At 72.4% G+C, this 18,571-nt stretch carries 15 protein-coding genes; 4 read left to right on the forward strand and 11 right to left on the reverse strand.

The window, feature by feature from the left end; all coding sequences use genetic code 11:
• Positions 1-65: 65 nt before the first annotated feature.
• The 5 genes from QFZ82_RS16425 to QFZ82_RS16445 form a co-directional block, all read right to left on the reverse strand.
• A complete protein-coding gene (locus QFZ82_RS16425; RefSeq protein ID WP_307713894.1) occupies positions 66-1,034 on the reverse strand; it encodes an ABC transporter substrate-binding protein in 969 nt (322 codons plus the stop codon).
• Between the two features lie 62 nt (positions 1,035-1,096).
• Complete coding sequence (locus QFZ82_RS16430; RefSeq protein WP_307713895.1) at positions 1,097-3,082, reverse strand: proline/glycine betaine ABC transporter permease; 1,986 nt, start codon at positions 3,080-3,082, stop codon at positions 1,097-1,099.
• Positions 3,083-3,134: 52 nt separating this feature from the next.
• Positions 3,135-4,190: a glycine betaine/L-proline ABC transporter ATP-binding protein gene (locus QFZ82_RS16435; RefSeq protein WP_307713896.1), complete on the reverse strand. Its 1,056-nt coding sequence runs from the start codon at positions 4,188-4,190 to the stop codon at positions 3,135-3,137.
• Positions 4,190-5,716, reverse strand: coding sequence for a GMC family oxidoreductase (locus tag QFZ82_RS16440; RefSeq protein ID WP_307713897.1), 1,527 nt, complete (start codon positions 5,714-5,716; stop codon positions 4,190-4,192). Before QFZ82_RS16440 ends, QFZ82_RS16435 begins: the two co-directional genes overlap by 1 nt.
• Positions 5,717-5,732: 16 nt before the next feature.
• Positions 5,733-7,220, reverse strand: coding sequence for an aldehyde dehydrogenase family protein (locus tag QFZ82_RS16445; RefSeq protein WP_307713898.1), 1,488 nt, complete (start codon positions 7,218-7,220; stop codon positions 5,733-5,735).
• Positions 7,221-7,423: 203 nt separating this feature from the next.
• Here QFZ82_RS16445 and QFZ82_RS16450 point away from each other — a divergent pair, with 203 nt between their 5' ends.
• Positions 7,424-8,125: a DUF6882 domain-containing protein gene (locus QFZ82_RS16450; RefSeq protein ID WP_307713899.1), complete on the forward strand. Its 702-nt coding sequence runs from the start codon at positions 7,424-7,426 to the stop codon at positions 8,123-8,125.
• A gap of 95 nt (positions 8,126-8,220) precedes the next feature.
• Here QFZ82_RS16450 and QFZ82_RS16455 read toward each other — a convergent pair whose 3' ends face one another.
• The 3 genes from QFZ82_RS16455 to QFZ82_RS16465 all read right to left on the reverse strand — a co-directional run bounded on the left by QFZ82_RS16455 (position 8,221) and on the right by QFZ82_RS16465 (position 11,224).
• Positions 8,221-9,210 carry a malate dehydrogenase gene (locus tag QFZ82_RS16455; protein WP_307713900.1) on the reverse strand — a complete coding sequence of 330 codons (990 nt, stop codon included), beginning with the start codon at positions 9,208-9,210 and terminating at the stop codon, positions 8,221-8,223.
• A gap of 457 nt (positions 9,211-9,667) precedes the next feature.
• Positions 9,668-10,345 carry a DUF3017 domain-containing protein gene (locus QFZ82_RS16460; protein ID WP_307713901.1) on the reverse strand — a complete coding sequence of 226 codons (678 nt, stop codon included), beginning with the start codon at positions 10,343-10,345 and terminating at the stop codon, positions 9,668-9,670.
• Positions 10,346-10,354: 9 nt separating this feature from the next.
• Positions 10,355-11,224, reverse strand: a complete 870-nt coding sequence (locus QFZ82_RS16465) for a bifunctional methylenetetrahydrofolate dehydrogenase/methenyltetrahydrofolate cyclohydrolase (RefSeq protein ID WP_307713902.1) — start codon at positions 11,222-11,224, stop codon at positions 10,355-10,357.
• A 249-nt stretch (positions 11,225-11,473) separates the two neighbouring features.
• On the opposite strand from QFZ82_RS16465, the gene QFZ82_RS16470 reads away from it, so the two are divergent.
• Complete coding sequence (locus QFZ82_RS16470; protein ID WP_307713903.1) at positions 11,474-12,016, forward strand: hypothetical protein; 543 nt, start codon at positions 11,474-11,476, stop codon at positions 12,014-12,016.
• 177 nt (positions 12,017-12,193) lie between these two features.
• On the opposite strand, the gene purH is transcribed toward QFZ82_RS16470, so the two are convergent.
• Together purH and purN are read right to left on the reverse strand one after the other, a co-directional pair.
• Entirely contained in the window at positions 12,194-13,759 is a 1,566-nt protein-coding gene (gene purH, locus QFZ82_RS16475; RefSeq protein WP_307713904.1) for a bifunctional phosphoribosylaminoimidazolecarboxamide formyltransferase/IMP cyclohydrolase, read from the reverse strand.
• Positions 13,746-14,363, reverse strand: coding sequence for a phosphoribosylglycinamide formyltransferase (gene purN / locus QFZ82_RS16480; protein WP_307713905.1), 618 nt, complete (start codon positions 14,361-14,363; stop codon positions 13,746-13,748). Before purN ends, purH begins: the two co-directional genes overlap by 14 nt.
• A gap of 225 nt (positions 14,364-14,588) precedes the next feature.
• On the opposite strand from purN, the gene QFZ82_RS16485 reads away from it, so the two are divergent.
• On the forward strand, positions 14,589-15,365 hold the full coding sequence (locus QFZ82_RS16485; protein ID WP_307713906.1) for a hypothetical protein: 777 nt from the start codon (positions 14,589-14,591) through the stop codon (positions 15,363-15,365).
• 93 nt (positions 15,366-15,458) lie between these two features.
• On the opposite strand, the gene QFZ82_RS16490 is transcribed toward QFZ82_RS16485, so the two are convergent.
• The gene (locus QFZ82_RS16490) at positions 15,459-17,096 is read right to left on the reverse strand and encodes a DUF6350 family protein (protein ID WP_307713907.1); all 1,638 of its coding nucleotides are present in this window, start codon (positions 17,094-17,096) and stop codon (positions 15,459-15,461) included.
• A gap of 116 nt (positions 17,097-17,212) precedes the next feature.
• Here QFZ82_RS16490 and QFZ82_RS16495 point away from each other — a divergent pair, with 116 nt between their 5' ends.
• Positions 17,213-18,526, forward strand: a complete 1,314-nt coding sequence (locus tag QFZ82_RS16495) for a helix-turn-helix domain-containing protein (protein WP_307713908.1) — start codon at positions 17,213-17,215, stop codon at positions 18,524-18,526.
• The last annotated feature ends 45 nt before the right edge of the window (positions 18,527-18,571 follow it).

Consider the following 18,571-nt stretch of genomic DNA (forward strand, 5'->3'; position numbering starts at 1 on the left):
CTCGCCTCCCGAGCCCGCGCCGCGGGCGCCGGGCGGGCGGGCCGGGGGCCGGCCCGCCCCCGGTGTCACTTCTTCGGCAGCCAGGCCTTCCACGTCGACTCGTTCGCCTTGACCCACTTCTCGGCCGCGGCCTCGGGGGACATCTTCTCCCCGGCGATCATCTGCGCGACCTCGTTCTGCTGCTCGGTCGTCCACCTGAAGTTCTTCAGGAACTCGGCGGCGTCCCCGCCGTTCTTCGCGAAGTCCGCGTTGAGGAACTTCTGCAGCGGGGTGTTGGGGTAGGCGCAGGCGACCTTCTTCGGGTCGGCGTCGCAGCCCTCCTTGTACTCGGGGAGCTTGACCTCGACCAGGTCGACCTCGGCGTTCAGCCACTGCGGCGTCCACCAGTACGTGAGGAAGGGCTTCTTGTCCTTCACGTACTTCTTGATGGCCGTGATCTGCGCCGCCTCGGAACCCGCGTAGTTGGTCTTCAGGTTCAGGCCGAGGTTCTTGATGATCGCGTCGTCGTTGGTGACGTAGTCCGGCGAACCCTCCAGGATCTCGCCCTTGCCGCCGCTCTCGGCAGTCGCGAGCTCCTTGGCGTACTTGTCGAGGTTCTTCCAGTCCGTCACGTCGGGGTGCGCGTCGGCGAAGTACTTGGGCACGAACCAGCCGATGTGCCCGGTGACACCGAGGTCGCCGCCCTTGACGACGGTCTTCTTGTCCTCGACGTACCGCTTCTCCTCCTTGGGGTGACCCCAGTCCTCCATGATCGCGTCGACGTCGCCCTTGGAGAGCGCGTCCCAGGCGAGGACCTCGCCCATCTGCTGGGACTTGACCGTGTAGCCGAGCTCCTTCTCCAGGATGTACTCGGCGACGGCCGTGTTGGCCTGCGCGCCGACCCAGGAGGGGACGGTCAGCTTCACCGTCTTGTCGCCGTCGGCCGCGTCCTGGCTCTTGCCGGTCTCGGCGGCACTGCACGCGCTGAGCGAGAGGACGCCCAGGGCGCCGACGACGGCGGTGGCGGTACGGAGGGTTCTGGTGCGGTTTCGCATGAGGGGGCTCCTGCTGTGGGTGACGGGGACGTCAGTGGTGGTCAGGGGGCGTTCCGGACGGATCAGGGACGCTTGCGGGCCGTGGGCTGCGTGACCCGGTCGAGTACGAGACCGAGGCAGACGATCGCCACACCGGCGGTCATCCCGAGGCCCATCTCGCCGCGGGACAGGCCCTTGACGACGTCGTAGCCGAGCGCTCCGCCGCCGACGAGTGCGCCGACGACGACCACGGCCAGGACCAGCACGACGCCCTGGTTGACGGCGAGCTGGAGAGCCGGCCGGGCGAGCGGCAGCTGAACCTGGAAGAGCTGCTGCCGGGTCGAGGCGCCGAGTGAGCGCGCCGCCTCCATCGCGGCGGGGTCGACCTCGCGCAGGCCCTGTGCGGTGATGCGCACGACCGCGGGCAGCGCGTAGACGACGGCCGCGATGATGGCCGACGCCCTGGTGACGCCGAAGAGCGCCACGACCGGGATGAGGTAGACGAACTGCGGCATCGTCTGCATGGCGTCGAGGACGGGCCTCAGCCAGCGTTCCAGCCGCCCGGCACGGGCGCACACGACGCCCGCGAGGACGCCGAGGACCAGCGTGACGACCAGCGCGGCCAGTACCTGGGAGAGCGTGTCGAGGGACTTCGTCCACACACCGAGCACACCGATCGCCGACATCGCGAGCGTGGCCGTCAGAGCCGTCGCCCAGGTGCCGACGAGCCATGCCAGACCGGCGACGATCAGCAGGACCGCCCACCAGGGCAGCAGGACAAGGCCGTCCCGCAGCGGGTTGAGGACCCACAGGGTGAACTGCTCCGACCATGTCTCGGTGCCGCCGAGCACCGGGACGCCCGAGGAGACGTGGGCGGTGATCCAGCCCTGTGCCTTGTTCACGGGGGTGGAGATGTCGAACGTCCAGGCCTCGGGCCAGGCGGTGCCGACGAGGAATCGCGCGGACACCGCCGCGACGACACCCGCCGCGACCAGGGCCCAGCCCGAGCGGCCGTGCAGCGGTCCGCCGCCCGGCGTGCTGTGACCGATGCGGTCGCCGGCCGCCGCGGTGGTGCGGTCGAGCCAGATCGCGATCAGCACGATCGGGATACCGGCGGCCAGCGCCTTGCCGACGTCGACGGTGGACAGTGCCGAGTAGACCTCTTCGCCGAGGCCGCCCGCGCCGACGAGCGCGGCGATGACGACCATCGACAGCGCCATCATGATCGTCTGGTTGAGGCCGAGGAGCATCTGCTGACGGGCGAGCGGCAGCCGGGCCGTCCGCAGGCGCTGCCACGCGCTCGCGCCGAGCGAGGCGGACGCCTCGAGCACCGAGGGGTCCGCGCCGCGCAGTCCGAGCGCCGTCAGGCGGGCCATGGGCGGGGCGGCGTAGATGACGGTGCAGAACAGCGCGGCCGGCGTGCCGGTGCCGAAGACCAGCACGAAGGGCAGCAGGTACGCGAAGGCAGGCAGCACCTGCATGGTGTCGAGCACCGGCCGCAGCGCGCGGTTGATCCGGTCGGACAGACCGGCCGCCAGGCCGATCAGCACACCGAGCAGCGCGGCGACCGCCACGGCGACGACCATCAGCGCGATGGTGAGAAGCGTGGCGTTCCACATGCCCAGCAGTCCGCACAGGGCGAACGCGCCGAAGGCGGTCGCGGCGACCTTGACACCGCTGCGTCCCAGCCCGGCGGCACGCCAGGCGAGGAGGACGCCGGCGGCGAGCACCCCGACCCAGCCGATCGAACTCAGCAGGTCGTACACGCCACCGACCGCGTCGGTGGCCGTGTTGGACAGGTGCAGCAGGAAGTACAGGAACAGCGGGTGGGTGTCGCGGTTGTCGACGACCCACCGGTTGGCGTCGTCGAGCGGCCCGGAGATGTCGACGTGCAGGGCGGCCGGCCAGCTGCCGCTGCCCCACAGGGCGATCCCGGCGGGCACCAGCACGACCGCGAGGGCGGCGAGCGCCAGCAGCTTGGCCTTCACGGGGTGGCGCAGGATGTCGCGGAGCGGCTGCCCGGTGATCCCCTTCTTCTCCGCGGCGGGCGCGGACACGGCGGCGGTCATCGAGACCACCGTCCCTCAGTACTTCGGCGGGCTGTCGGGTGCTGTCGGCGTATCACGCGGCGACCTCCTTGGGGCCGGTCGTGCCCGCCACGACCGCCAGCAGGTCGGCGTGGCCGACGACGCCCAGGCACCGGCCGTCCTCGACGACGCGGGCCGTCTTTCCGGTACGTGCCACGGCCTCGATCGCCTCGAAGACGGTCGCGCCGGGGGCCAGCGCCGGCCCTCCCTCGGCCTCGTCCCCGTCGGCGGGCCGCATCGCGGTGCGCACGGTCATGACCTGCTCGCGCGGCACGTCCCGTACGAAGTCCCGTACGTAGTCGTCGGCGGGGGCGCCCACAATCTCCTCCGGGGTGCCGAGCTGCACGATCCGGCCGTCCCGCATCAGCGCGATGCGGTCGCCGAGCTTGAGCGCCTCGCTCAGGTCGTGCGTGATGAAGACCATCGTGCGGCCCTCCTCGCGGTGCAGCCGTACGACCTCCTCCTGCATGTCCCGCCGGATGAGCGGGTCGAGCGCGCTGAACGGCTCGTCGAACAGCAGGACCTCCGGGTCGACGGCCAGCGCGCGGGCCAGCCCCACGCGCTGCTGCTGGCCGCCCGACAGCTGGCCGGGGCGGCGGTGCTCCATGCCCTCGAGGCCGACCTTGGCCACGACATCGGCGGCACGCGAGCGGCGCGCGGCCCTGCCCATGCCCTGGATCTCCAGCCCGTAGGCGACGTTGTCGAGGACCGAGCGGTGCGGCAGCAGCCCGAAGTGCTGGAAGACCATGGCGGCGCGGTGACGGCGCAGTTCACGCAGTCGCCCGGCGTCCATGGACAGCACGTCCTCGCCGTCGATGGCGATCGAGCCGGACGTGGGCTCGATGAGACGGGTCAGGCAGCGCACGAGGGTGGACTTGCCGGACCCGGACAGGCCCATGACGACGAAGACCTCGCCCTTGCGGACGTCGAAGGACACGTCGCGCACGGCGGCGGTGCATCCGGTGCGTTCCCGCAGTTCGGCGGGGGCGAGAGCGCCCAGCGCGGGGTCGGCGGGCACCCGGTCTGCCTTCGGACCGAAGACCTTCCACAGGTCGCGTACGGAGAAGACGGGCGGCGGCGGAGTGTTCATCAGGCATTGCCTCCCAGCAGGTCAGCGCATTTCTCCCCGACCATCAGCACGCCGATCATCGGGTTGACGGCGGTCATGGTCGGGAAGACGGAGGCGTCGGCGATCCGTACGCCGTCGAGCCCCCGGATCCTCAGGTCGGGTGTGACGACGGCGAGTTCGTCGTCGGCGGCACCCATCCGGCAGGTGCCGGCGGGGTGGTACACGGTGTGCGCGACCTTGCGCGCGTACTCGCTGAGCTCCTCGTCCGAGGTGACCTCGGGTCCCGGGCAGACCTCCCGCTTCAGCCAGCCGGCCAGCGGCTCCTGGGCCGCGATGCGCCGGGCGATGCGGATGCCGTCGACGAGGGTGCGGCCGTCGTAGTCGTCCTCGTCGGTGAAGTACCGGAAGTCGAGGGCGGGCTTGACCTCGGGGTCCGCGCTGGTCAGGTACAGCCGGCCGCGGCTCCTCGGCTTGGGGATGTTCGGGGTCATCGACACGCCGTGCGCGGGGCGTTCGTAGCCCAGGCGCTCCGGGTTGTCGGTGAACGGGACCTGGTAGAAGTGGAACATCAGGTCGGGCCCGTCCGAGGCGAGGTCCCGGCGGACGAACAGACCGGCGTCGCTGTCCATCGCCGAGTTCTCGGGGATCGGCCCGTGGGTCTCCCAGACGATGACGGACTCGGGGTGGTCGAGCAGGTTCTCGCCGACGCCCGGCAGGTCGTGGACGACGGGGATGCCGAGCTTCTCCAGGTCGGCGCGCGGCCCGATGCCCGAGTGCATGAGCAGCCTCGGGGTGTCCACGGCGCCCGCGCACACGAGGACTTCGCGCCGGGCCCGTACGACGTGCTCCTCGCCGTCCTTGGTGCGCACGTGCACGCCGGTGGCCCGGGCGCCCTCGAGCTCCAGGCGGAACGCCCAGGTCTCCAGGGCGATGTGCAGGTTCGGCCGGTCGAGGAAGGGGTGCAGGTAGGCGACCGAGGCCGAGGAGCGCTTGTTGTTCTCCGGGTGGTACGCGAGGTCGAAGAAGCCGACGCCCTCGTGGAACGGCTTGCTGTTGAAGCCCTCGATGCGCGGCACCTCGAGCGCGGTCTGCGCGGCGTCGACGAAGTCGCGGGCGATCGCGTTCCGGTCGGCTTCGTCGACGGGGACGATGTTGTTGCGCAGCTTGGCGAAGTACGGGTCCATCGACGCGGCGTCCCAGCCCTCGGCGCCCGCCTCGGCCCACTCGTCCCAGTCGGACGGCAGCGGTTTGAAGGCGATGAGGGTGTTGTGGGAGGAGCAGCCGCCGAGCACGCGGGCGCGGCTGTGGCGGATGTGCGAGTTGCCGCGGGGCTGCTCGGTCGTCGGGTAGTCGTAGTCCAGTTCGCCCCCGAGGAGTCCCATCCAGCGGCGCAGGGTGAGCACGTCGTCGCGGCCGACGTCGCTGGGGCCGCCCTCGATGACGGCGACGGTGACGTCGGGGTCCTCGGTGAGCCGGGAGGCGATCACGGATCCGGCCGTGCCGCCGCCGACGACGACATAGTCGTACACGGTGTGGTGCTCGGTCATGTGCTGTTCTCTCCGCTCAGCCCGCGAACCAGCGCACGGGGCGCGGGGCGAGGTTCTGGTAGATGTGCTTGGACTCGCGGTACTCGGCGAGACCCGTCGGGCCCAGCTCACGGCCGGTGCCCGACTTCCCGAAGCCGCCCCACTCCGCCTGCGGGAGGTAGGGGTGGAAGTCGTTGATCCACACGGTGCCGTGGCGCATCCGTCCGGCGACGCGGCGGGCGCGGCCGGCGTCGGCGGTCCACACGCCGCCCGCGAGGCCGTACTCGGTGTCGTTGGCGAGGGCGACGGCCTCGTCCTCCGTACGGAACGTCTCGACGGTGAGGACCGGCCCGAAGATCTCCTCACGGACGACCCGCATCCGGCGGTTGCACCGGTCGAGGACCGTGGGGCGGTAGAAGTAGCCGGGGCCGTCCGGACGTTCGCCGCCCGCCCTGAGCACCGCGCCCTCCTGCAGCGCGGACGCGACGAAGTCCTCGGTCCTCGCGAGCTGCTGTGCGGAGACGAGCGGGCCGCACTCGACGCCCTTGTCGGTGCCGCGTCCGAGCCGGATCTTCTCGGCGCGGCGGGCGAGTTCGGCGACGAAGCGCTCGCGCAGGGACTCCTCGACGATGAGGCGCGATCCGGCGGAGCAGACCTGGCCGCTGTGGATGAAGGCGGCGTTGAGCGCCTGGTCGACGGCGGTGTCGAAGCCTTCCTCGGTCGCGCAGGCGTCGGCGAAGACGACGTTGGGGTTCTTGCCGCCGAGTTCGAGGGCCACCTTCTTGACGGTGTCGGCGGCGGCGTGGGCGACCTTGGTGCCGCTGACGAGCCCGCCGGTGAAGGACACGAGGTCCACGTCGGGGTGCTCGGCGAGGCGTGCGCCGACGCTGTCGCCGGGACCGGTGACGAGGTTCGCGGCGCCGGGGGGCAGCCCGGCCTCCATCAGGAGCTCCATCAGCGCGACGGTGGTCAGCGGAGTGATCTCGCTGGGCTTGATCACGAAGGTGTTGCCGGCCGCGAGCGCCGGGGCGATCTTCCAGCTGGCCTGGAGCAGGGGGTAGTTCCAGGGCGTGATCAGCGCGCAGACGCCGACGGGCTCGTGGACGACCACGCTGTGGATCTCGTCGGACCCTGCGTCGACGACGCGGCCGCCGCTCTCGTTCATGACGAGGTCGGCGAAGTAGACGAAGGCGTCGCGCACGCAGTCGACGTCGGTGCGCCCCTCTTCGAGGGTCTTGCCGGCGTCCTGGCTCTCCAGACCGGCGATCCGCTCCCGGTCACGCTCCAGCAGGGCGGCGACGCGACGCAGCAGGGCGGCACGCTCGGCGACCGGCGTACGCGGCCAGGTCCCGTCGTCGAAGGCGGCCCGCGCGGCGGCCACGGCGTCGTCGGTGTCGGCGACGCCGCCCTCCGAGACGACGGCGAACACGCTCGTGTCGACGGGGTCGATGATCTCGCGCGTGGCGCCCGAGAGGGCCGAGCGCCATTCTCCGCCCACGTGGATGGTCTGTTGTGCTGCCGACACGTCGTGTTTGACCTTTCGTTCCCGTTTCGTCCTGCACCGGTCACACCCCGGCGATCTGGCCGCCTGCCCGGGGATCCCAAATCCATGCGGAACGGTTAACGGAAAGTGTCCTGCTTCACACCATGCGTGCGACGTACGTCACTCGCGCCCGAGGACGATCAAGGAGGCGGCGCATGGAGGCCGGCTCCCTTAGGGTCAGGTGCATGACCACGACCTTCAGCGAGCCGTTCCTCCGGCTCACCGAGCAGCACGCGGCCTGGGGCGCCGAACAGCTCGAAGCGTTCAACGAGTTCCTGCCCATGGGCGAGTGGAGCGCCGACCTCGGGGAGTGCCTGTACCGGCAGTCCGGCCGGGAGCTGCGGATCTCGCTGCTGGGCACATTCGACACCGACGAGCAGTCGTGGCTGTGGGCCTGGGCCAACCCCGGCTTCCAGGGCTCGCCCGTGGTGCACGCCGCCGAGACGCTCCGCGCGTACGGCCGAACCCACGGTCTGCCGGAGCTCACAAGTGAGCTGCTCCACCTCGCCGGGCACGAGGATCCGCGCCGCGCCGCGGAGACCCTGGCGTTCGCCGCGATGGGGGTACTCGGCGCGTCCGGCTACATCGGCGTGCAGGCCAACCCGTCCGCGCGCGCCTACCTGGTCCCCGACGACCCCCGGGTCCCCGTCGCCGAGCCGAACGCGATCACGCTCCCCCGCGTCCTGCTCACCGGAGCGGGGCTGCTGGGCGGCTCCGCGCGGCGGGTCGTCGAGGGCTACTTCGCCCACCACGATCTCCCCGTACGCCGGGCCGCCGACCGCATGAGCGCGGGCCTCCCCGACGGCGGCACGGTGGACGTCCTCTTCGACGACCTCGACCGCATCGCCTCCGTGCACATCAACTCGGGGTCACCGGCGGCCGTCTGAACGCACCCCGGCCTCCCGGCCCTGCGGCAGCGCGGAAAACAGCACGCCCCCGGAGGCCGGAGCCGCCGGGGGCGTGAACCGCTGTGTGCGGCAGGTCAGATGAGGCCGAGCTCGCGGACCGCCGCGCGCTCCTCCTCCAGCTCCTGCACGGACGCGTCGATGCGCGCACGCGAGAAGTCGTTGATCTCCAGGCCCTGGACGATCTCGTACTTGCCGTCCTTGCAGGTGACCGGGAAGGAGGAGATCAGGCCCTCCGGGACGCCGTAGGAGCCGTCCGACGGGATGCCCATGGAGGTCCAGTCGCCCTCGGCGGTGCCGTTCACCCAGGTGTGGACGTGGTCGATGGCGGCGTTCGCGGCCGACGCGGCCGAGGACGCGCCCCGGGCCTCGATGATCGCGGCGCCGCGCTTGGCGACGGTCGGGATGAAGGTGTCGGCCAGCCACGCCTCGTCGTTCACGGTCTCGGCGGCGTTCTTGCCCGCGATCTCCGCGTGGAAGATGTCCGGGTACTGGGTCGCCGAGTGGTTGCCCCAGATGGTGAGGCGCTTGATCTCGGAGACGGCGGCGCCGGTCTTGGCGGCCAGCTGCGAGATCGCGCGGTTGTGGTCGAGGCGGGTCATCGCGGTGAAGCGCTCGGCCGGTACGTCCGGGGCGGCGGCCTGCGCGATGAGCGCGTTGGTGTTGGCCGGGTTGCCGACGACGAGGACCTTGATGTCGTCCGCGGCGTTGTCGTTGATGGCCTTGCCCTGCGGCTTGAAGATGCCGCCGTTGGCGGACAGCAGGTCGCCGCGCTCCATTCCCTTGGTGCGGGGGCGGGCGCCGACCAGGAGGGCGACGTTGGCACCGTCGAAGGCCACGTTCGGGTCGTCGGTGATGTCGATGCCCTTGAGCAGCGGGAAGGCGCAGTCGTCGAGCTCCATGGCGGTGCCCTCGGCGGCCTTCAGGCCCTGCGGGATCTCGAGCAGGCGCAGCTTGACCGGCACATCCGCGCCGAGCAGGTGGCCGGAGGCGATGCGGAAGAGCAGCGCGTAGCCGATCTGGCCGGCCGCGCCGGTCACGGTGACGTTGACGGGAGTGCGGGTCATGGCGATCTCCGTATGACAGCTGGCGGTGGGCAACACTGCCCCTCGTGCGGGACATCTCGTCCACGCCCGACCTGAATCTTGACGTGAAGAGAATTCCAGCGGTCAGGCTATCCGACCCGGGCACTGGGCAATCCACACCCCCTTGTGGCGCGGCTCACCCGTCCGGACGACTCGCGAGCGCCGCTTCGCCCACCGTACGGCCGGTCGCGCCGCGATGCGCGTCGCGTCCTGACCGGGTGTACGGCGGCCAGGCCCTGCTGACCAGCCCGTTCCGGTCCGTGGCGGAACGATCACACGATGGCGGAATGGTCACCTCCGTGCCACAGGCCCCAGCCGTCCCTTGAACGCCCTTGGCGCGTGCATGACTCTTGAAACACGACGGCGCCCGTCCTCCCTCGGGGGAGAGGACGGGCGCCGCTCGCCGTTTCGGAGGGCCGCGAAGCCCTCTCTCGAGGACCTAGCGCACCGTGAAGTGCACGGCGTCCTCGAGGATCGGGATGTCCAGCCAGGGCTTCGGCTGCGTCACGAGCGCGAGCAGCACGATCGCCACGCCGAGCACGCCGTACGTGATCATGTCCGTGAAGCGCGAGCGCACGGCGAGCATGCCGACCGAGGGCAGGCAGCGCCGCAGTACGGCTCCGGTGATGAGCGCGACCCCGATGAGCATCGCGCCGACCCGGAAGGCCTCGGCGAAGGCGTCGGTGCCGACGACGAGGATGCCGGCCGCGGTCATCCCGAGGACGGTGAGCAGGGGCCACTGCCGCGCGGGAGCGGGGGCGTCCTTGGGCGCGGCGCGCCCGCCGCCCTCGGGCCGCGCGGTGTCCCGCGTGACGGCGGGAGGCCGCCGCGAGGGCTTCTTCTCCCCGGCCCCGCCGGGACCGGCCTCCTGCCGCGCGTCGTCGGCGGCCCCGTCGTCTCGGGGGCCACCCGGCTCTCCGGCCGCGGACCGGGCCCCGCCCGGCGCGGCAGCGCCCGCGTCAAGGCCGCCCGGCCCCGCGACGGGCGCGTCGTGATCCGCGGGCCCGTCCGTGACAGCCTCGGCGGGCCCGGCGACGGGCGCGGCACCGTCACGGCCGGCCGGCGCGGCAGCGCCCGCGGCGGCGTCGTCGGGGACCTCGTTCGTGCGTACGCCCATGGCGCCGGCTCAGCCCTCGGTCGTGGCCGACGCCGCGCGCTCGGCCGCCTCGACCACGTTGACCAGCAGTTGCGCGCGGGTCATCGGGCCCACGCCGCCCGGGTTGGGGGCGACCCAGCCGGCCACCTCGGCGACACCGGGGTGCACATCGCCGACGATCTTGCCGTTCTCGTCGCGGCTGACGCCGACGTCCAGCACGGCCGCGCCCGGCTTGACGTCCTCGGGCTTGATCAGGTGCGGGACACCGGCAGCGGCGACGATGATGTCCGCCTGCTTCAGGTGCGCCGACAGGTCACGCGTGCCCGTGTGGCACTGCGTCACCGTGGCGTTCTCCGACTTGCGGGTCAGCACCAGCGGCATCGGCCGGCCGATGGTGATGCCGCGGCCGACGACCACCACGTTCGCGCCCTTGATCCCCACGCCGTGGTGGCGCAGCAACTGCACGATGCCGTACGGCGTGCAGGGCAGCGGGCCCTCGATGCCGAGCACGAGGCGGCCGAGGCTCATCGGGTGCAGACCGTCGGCGTCCTTGGCCGGATCCATGAGCTCCAGGACACGGTTTGCGTCGATGCCCTTGGGAAGCGGGAGCTGCACGATGTAGCCGGTGCACTCGGGGTTCTCGTTGAGCTCCCGTACGACCGCCTCGATCTCCTCCTGCGTCGCGGTCCCGGGCAGTTCGCGCTGGATGGAGGCGATGCCGACCTGCGCGCAGTCGCGGTGCTTGCCGTTGACGTACCAGCGGCTTCCCGGGTCGTCCCCGACGAGCAGGGTCCCGAGACCCGGGGTGACACCCCGCTCCTTGAGGGCCGCCACGCGGGCGGTCAGATCGGACTTGATCGCGGCTGCGGTGGCCTTGCCGTCGAGAATCTGGGCAGTCATGCCCCCATCCTCCCGGATGGACCCGTCCCGGTTCCAATCCGGTCCGCCGCGATCTCGCACTTCGGGCGAACAGCAGGTTGCACTTGCACAACACATACGGATACCGGCTGGACAAGAAGTCGACGGTAATACGACGATGAGCCCGCGCAGTGCCGCGGGCAGTGCCGGGGGGCAAAACAGGAAACAACCATGCAGTTCCTCCGCTCGGACCGCGTCGTCCCTGGATCATCCAACGGAGGAACCCCACCCATGAGCTTCGGCGACCCGAACAACCCGTACGGCCAGCAGCAGGGCCAGCAGCCCGGCTACGGCTACCCGCAGGCCCCGCCGGTCCAGCCGTACGCGGGCGGCGGCTACCCGACCGGTCCGACGGAGATGCCGGGCGGCGTCAAGGCGGCCCGCGTGATGCTCTTCGTCATCGCCGGCTTCCAGGTGATCGGTGCGATCTTCGCCGCGATGGGCGCCGTCGGCCTCAACGAGGCCAAGAACGACCCGGCACTCAAGGACGACCTCCAGTTCCAGCAGATCGCCGACATGTCGGTCGGCGCGGTGTGGGCCATCGCCCTGCTGATCCTGCTGTGGGGTGTGCTCGCCATCTTCCTCGGCGTCAAGTTCGGCAGCGGCGGCAACGGCATCCGCGTCACCGCGATGGTCTTCGGCATCATCACGGCGGTCCTGGGCATCTACCCGTTCGTCCTGGTCGGCCTGGTGCACACCGTGCTCGCCATCCTCATCACCGTCTTCGTCGGCAAGTCCGACGGCGGTGCCTGGTTCAACCGCCAGCGCGTCTGACCCCGCGCAGCACCTCACGTGCGAAGGCCGTGAACCCGCTCCGGCGAGGGTTGACGGCCTTCGGCTGTTTTCCGGCACTCTCGTGCCACTCCGAACGTGCCACTCCGAACGGCGCAGGGGCCCGCTGGTTGCTCACCAGCGGGCCCCTGCGCCGTTGTCGGCGGAACCTGCGGAACCTCAGTGGAAGAAGTGGCGCGTGCCCGTGAAGTACATCGTCACGCTTGCCTTCTTCGCCGCCTCCACGACCAGCTCGTCGCGGACCGAACCGCCGGGCTGGACCACGGCCTTGACGCCCGCGGCCGTGAGGATCTCCAGGCCGTCGGGGAAGGGGAAGAACGCGTCGGACGCCGCGTACGAGCCACGTGCGCGCTCCTCGCCCGCGCGCTCGACCGCGAGCTTCGCCGAGTCGACGCGGTTGACCTGGCCCATGCCGACGCCGACGGAGGCCCCGTCCTTGGCGAGCAGGATCGCGTTCGACTTGACCGCGCGGCAGGCACGCCAGGCGAAGGCCAGCTCGGCGAGCTCTTCGGCGGACAGCGCCTCGCCCGTGGCGAGCGTCCAGTTCGCCGGGTCGTCGCCGTCGGCCTGGAGACGGTCGGTGACCTGGAGCAGCGCGCCGCCGTCGATCGGCTTGAGCTCGACCGGGTTCGCCGGGGCGCCCTCGGCGCGCAGCACGCGGATGTTCTTCTTCTTGGCCAGGACCTCGACCGCGCCGTCCTCGTAGCCGGGCGCGACGATGACCTCGGTGAAGATCTCCGCGACCTGCTCGGCCATCGCGACCGACACCGGGCGGTTGACGGCGATCACGCCGCCGAACGCGGACAGCGGGTCGCAGGCGTGCGCCTTGCGGTGCGCCTCGGCGACATCGGCGCCGATCGCGATGCCGCACGGGTTGGCGTGCTTGATGATCGCGACGCAGGGCTCGGAGTGGTCGTACGCGGCCCGGCGCGCGGCGTCGGTGTCCGTGTAGTTGTTGTACGACATCTCCTTGCCGTGCAGCTGCTCGGCCTCGGCGAGACCGCCGGTGCCCGAGGTGTAGAGCGCGGCGGGCTGGTGCGGGTTCTCGCCGTAGCGCAGCACGTTCTCGCGCTCCCAGGTGGCGCCCAGGAAGTCGGGGAAGTCGCTCTCGTCGGCGGGGGCGTAGGAGGACGCGAACCAGGAGGCGACCGCGACGTCGTACGCGGCGGTGTGCTGGAACGCCTCGGCCGCGAGCCGCTTGCGGGCCGTGAGGTCGAAGCCGCCCTCGCGGACGGCCGCGAGCACGTCCGCGTAACGGGCCGGGCTGGTGACGACGGCCACGGACGGGTGGTTCTTGGCGGCGGCGCGGACCATGGACGGGCCGCCGATGTCGATCTGCTCGACGCACTCGTCGGGGCTCGCGCCGGAGGCGACGGTCTCCTTGAACGGGTACAGGTTCACGACGACCAGCTCGAACGGCTCCACGCCCAGCTCGGCGAGCTGCTCGCGGTGCGCGTCCAGACGCAGGTCCGCGAGGATGCCGGCGTGCACCCGCGGGTGCAGCGTCTTGACCCGGCCGTCGAGGCACTCGGGGAAGCCGGTCAGCTCCTCGACCTTGGTCACGGGCACCCCGGCCGCGGCGATCTTCGAGGCGGTCGAGCCGGTGGACACGAGCTCGACGCCTGCCTCGTGCAGCCCGCGGGCAAGCTCCTCAAGACCCGTCTTGTCGTAGACACTGATCAATGCGCGACGGATGGGCTTGTTACCCGACTTATTCACCGACATGAACCTTTCGTCCCTCAATGCTGTAGCCGTGCCGGGCGAGACGCCCCACGACCTCGACGAGCAGCGAACGCTCGACTTCCTTGATGCGCTCGTGCAGAGCGGCTTCGTCGTCCGTGTCCCGGATCTCGACCACGCCCTGGGCGATGATCGGTCCGGTGTCGACGCCGTCGTCGACGAAGTGGACGGTGCACCCGGTGACCTTCGCGCCGTACGCCAGCGCGTCCCGCACGCCGTGGGCACCGGGGAAACTGGGCAGCAGCGCAGGGTGCGTGTTGACGATGCGCCCGCCGAACCGCGCGAGGAACTCCTTCCCCACGATCTTCATGAACCCCGCCGAGACCACCAGGTCCGGACCGTACGCGGCGGTGGCCTCGGTCAGGGCCGCGTCCCACTCCTCACGGGTGGCGAAATCCTTCACCCGGCACACGAAGGTCGGCAGCCCCGCCCGCTCGGCCCGCTCCAGCCCGGCGATGCCCGACCGGTCCGCACCGACGGCGACGACCCGCGCCCCGAACCCGTCGGGATCGGCGGCGATGGCATCGAGCAGGGCCTGGAGGTTCGTCCCCGATCCGGAGACCAGGACGACGAGGCGGGCGGCAGCCACAGGGGGACTCTTTTCGCGTTGCGGTGCGGCTTTGTGCGGTCGTACGAACGAATCGCATCCCTGGATACGGGGAACTCTACGAAGGGGCCGACCGTCAGCAACGATACCGGCACTCAGCACGGCCCCCACGGGACGGGGGCGTGGCCGGGGGGTAGCGTCTGAGGGCAGAGCACCCGCCCGGACGCCGTTCGACGACGGGCATGACGAGGGGAAGACGTTCACCAGATGCCGGACCGACGCCACCGTACGAACCTCCTGTTGACGCGGGAGCGCCAGTCCACGGACGACGACAATCCCTTCGCGCCCCCGCCGGAGGGCCGGCCGGACCAGCCGTGGCGGCCCCGTCAGCCGTCGGACGACGGCTCGTCCTCCGACGGCCGTTCGTCGGGCTCCTCGGGCTCGTCCCCGGACGGCTCGGACGGCACCGACGGCTCGAACGAGTCGAACTGGGGCAGCCAGTGGAGCAGCCGCCAGCCGGGCCGCTCGTCCGGCGGCTTCGGCGGCCGCCCCGGCGGCCAGCGGGGCGACCAGAACGGCCCGGAGGGCGGCGGCCCCGGCCCCGGCGGCCTGCGCTGGGACCCGACGGACCCGGTCCAGCGGCGGGCGCGGTACGCGCTGCTCGGTGGCATGTGGGCGTTCTTCTTCGCGCTGTTCGACTTCCCGGAGATCGCGCTGCTGCTGGGCGCGCTCGCCGTGTACTGGGCGATCAGCTCCCTGCGCGCCAAGCCTCGGCGCACCACCCCCGAAGCGGTGACGAGCGGGGCGCCGTCGGCCGCGCCGGCGCCGTCCCCCCAGTCGAGCAGGCCGCAGATCACGTCGGCGATGAGCGGCCTGGTCATGGCGGGCATGGCGCTGCTGATCGTGGCCGCGTCGTTCACCGCGCAGCTGGTGTACCGCGACTACTACACCTGCGTGAACGACGCCCTGACGAAGTCCGGCCAGATGGCCTGCAACGATCTTCTCCCGGAGCCTCTGCGGGACGTGCTGGGCGTGAAGGAGTAGCTCCCGCCTCCCACGGACGTGAGACGGCCCGGACCGCGACGGCGGTCCGGGCCGTTGCGCGTCCCGCGTCAGACGGCGGCTGCGCGTCCCGCGTCAGACGGCGGCCGGCGGATCGTCCCCGGGCCGGGCGTCGGTGGCGGCGGCGGAGTCCGTCCCCGCCTCGGGCCCGGTTCCGGTGGAGCGGGCGCCCGGCTCCCCGTCCACGGCCGGCTCGGCGGAATCCGCGGGCCCGGCCGCTTCCTCGGACAGGGCGGGCTCGGCTGCCTCTCCGGCCGGGCCCGCCGCCGGGGGCGCCGGGGTGGTCCGCGCGCTCCAGGTGTCCGCCGGAAGGAAGTCGTACGGCTCGAAGTCCTCGTCCGGGGCCGGCTCCCCGGCGAACTCCGGCGCCACCGCCGGGGGCGTCACCGCGTCGCGCGCGGGACCGGCCCCGGTTCCGGCCCCCGGCTCCTCCGTCACACCCGCGCCGCGCACCCGCCATGCGCGCAGCGCCACGGCCACCGGAACCGCGACCACCGACGTCCAGAGCAGGGCGGCCGCGCCCGTCAGCCACCACACCGGCCCGAACTCCGCGAGCCGTTCTCTGCCGAGCGGACCGCCCGCCGCCGCGGCGAGCACGGCCATGAGCGCCCCGCAGCCGACGGACCCCAGCAGAGCCGCCAGCGCCGTGCCGCCGCGTGTCCACGCCTGCTCCCGCTCGCCGTACCGGGGTGCCGCCGCGTGGACGGTACGCCACGCGACGCACAGGCCCGCCACGACCGGAACCGCTGCCGCCGCCCAGTGCGGGGCCGTTCCGGGGCCGGGGCCCGGCACGGCCGCGAGCAGCGGGAACTTCGGGAGCGCGGGTGTGCCGGTCAGCGCGAGCGGAGTGGCCGTGGCGCCCGTGCCGAGCGCGAACCCGGGGCCGAGCCCGTAGGCCGCGGCCCACACTGCCGCGTTCGGCAGCAGGGCCAGCACGAGCAGGACGACGGCCAGGCGGCCGGACCAGTCGCCGGCGAGGTCGAGGAAGGATGCCTGCGCCGCGTGTCGGTGCGCGACGAGGGACACCACCACGAGCACCACGCCCCCGCCCACCATCACCAGGGCGCCGACGGCCGCCGAGCGCAGCGCCACGGCGACCCGGCTGCGGGCGAGGGCGACCCGCAGCCCCTGCGGCAGCCCGGCCGGGAGCGGCCCGAGCGGGCAGCCGCTCGCCGCCCACACCCCGCCGGCGGCGGCCAGGAACGCGAGGAGCGGTACGCGCACGAGAGCGCTCAGCGGTTCGGCGGCGACCGGGCCGCCCGCCGCGTAGAGCACGACGGGCGCCCCGACCAGCACGTACCCGGTGGTCACGGCGGTCAGCGCGCCCGACGCGGACGCCCGGGGCCGCGACGCGTCGGGCTCGAGCGCGTCGCGCGCCGCCCGGTGCGCGAGCCATACGGGCAGCGCGGCCAGCAGCAGGGGCACGACGCCCACCGGGGCGGGGAGCTGCGAGAGGGTGTCCGTGCGGACGAGCTCCGCCCCGTGCGCGAGCAGCCACAGCGCGGTGGCGAGGCGCAGGGCGCCGCCGGGGCCGCTGTCCGGGAACGGCGAGCTGATCCACATCAGCATCACCAGCGCGGTGATCACACCGAGGCCGAGTCCGGCCGCGGTCGCACCGCGGACGCATCCGGCGACGAACGCCGCCGACGCCCCGCCCTGGACGGCGACCGGCGCCTGCGGCAGGGGCGGGCTGTGATCGGTCAACTGGGTCACGCGGCCATGCTGCCAACGACACGCGCTTTCACCCGGTAACGGGCCAATGGCCGTTGTGTCGCTAAAAATACGCTTATGCCATTTACTGCCGAGTGCCGTGTCGCATGGAGCCCCGCATGACACAGAGCGCCACACACTCCGCGTCAGGATCATCGCCGCTCCCTCCGCCCAAGGAGCGGCGAAGGCTTCGCGAGGCGAAGTCGCTGACCGAGACGCAGATCGCCACGATGCTCGGTGTCACCGGCGCCACGATCAGGTCCTGGGAGACCGGCCGCACGAGCCCCCGGGGCCGCGAACGGGAGGCGTACGCGAAGCTGCTCGCCGCCTTCGAGGCGGAACGGGCCGCACCCTCGGAGGAGAGGGCCGCGGACGAGACGGCACCGGGGTCCGAGGCTCCTGAGCCGGCGAACGAGCCGGTCCACGAGGCACCCGAGCCGGCACCCGAGCCGGGCCCGGAGACGGTCCCCGTCGCGGAGACGGCCGAGCGGACGGACGGCTCGGAGCGGCAGCCGGTCCCGGACGACCGGGACGCCGACGCGGGCCCGGCCCCTGCCGAGCCGCCGCTGCCCGTGCCGCTGCTCGTGCCGCTCGCCGGAATGACGCCCGCCGAGGCGTTCGACGCGCTCTACGCGTACGCCGCGCCCGAACTTCTCCGCCAGACCTACGTGCTCACCGGCCGTCGTGGCCTCTCGCAGGAATCCGTCGAGCGCGCCTTCCACCTCGCCTGGCAGCACTGGCCCGAGGTCGCCGTCGACCGGGACCCGGCAGGCTGGGTGCGGGCGGCCGCCTACGACTGCGCCCTGTCGCCCTGGCAGCGGCTGCGCCCCGCCCACCGGCACGCCGACGAGCCGCTGGACGACCCGGACAGGCGCGCCCTGATGCAGGCGTTTCAGGAGCTGCCCCCGTCCTACCGACGGTCCCTTCTGCTCTACGACGGAGTCGGGCTCGACCTGCCGGGGACGGCCGCGGAGACCGAGGCGAGCACCCCCGCCACCGTGAGCCGCGTCCTGAACGCCCGTGAGGCCGTGGCCGAACGGCTGCCCCGTCTCGCCGAAACAGCGGTGCTCCGGGACGAGCTCAGTGCGCTCGTCCGGGCGGCGCCCACGCCCCGCCCGACTCCCGCCGGGGCGGTACGCACGGGGTGCGAGCGCCGGGCCGAGATGTGGACCAGGGCCGTGGTCGCGGCGACCACGCTGATCGTCCTGGCGACGGCTCTGGCGCTGCTGACGTCGCCCCGGCAGTACGAGCCGCCCGTGCCGCCGAGCCAGCAGGTCGAGGGTGTACCGCCGCCGCACGGCGGCCCCCAGGTGCTCAGCGGGGCTCCCTACAGCGGCCCGCGGCAGCTCAGCGCCAAGGACCGGAAGCTGCGCGACAAGCTGCGCGCCGAGCCGGCCGCAGGGCCGCAGCGGCTGCTGCCGCAGCTCCGCTGAGGACCGCCGGGAAAGACCTGTGGGCCCGCCCCCGGAGATCCGGGA

The sequence above is a fragment of the Streptomyces sp. V4I23 genome (genome assembly GCF_030817975.1).
Taxonomy (GTDB): Bacteria; Actinomycetota; Actinomycetes; order Streptomycetales; family Streptomycetaceae; genus Streptomyces.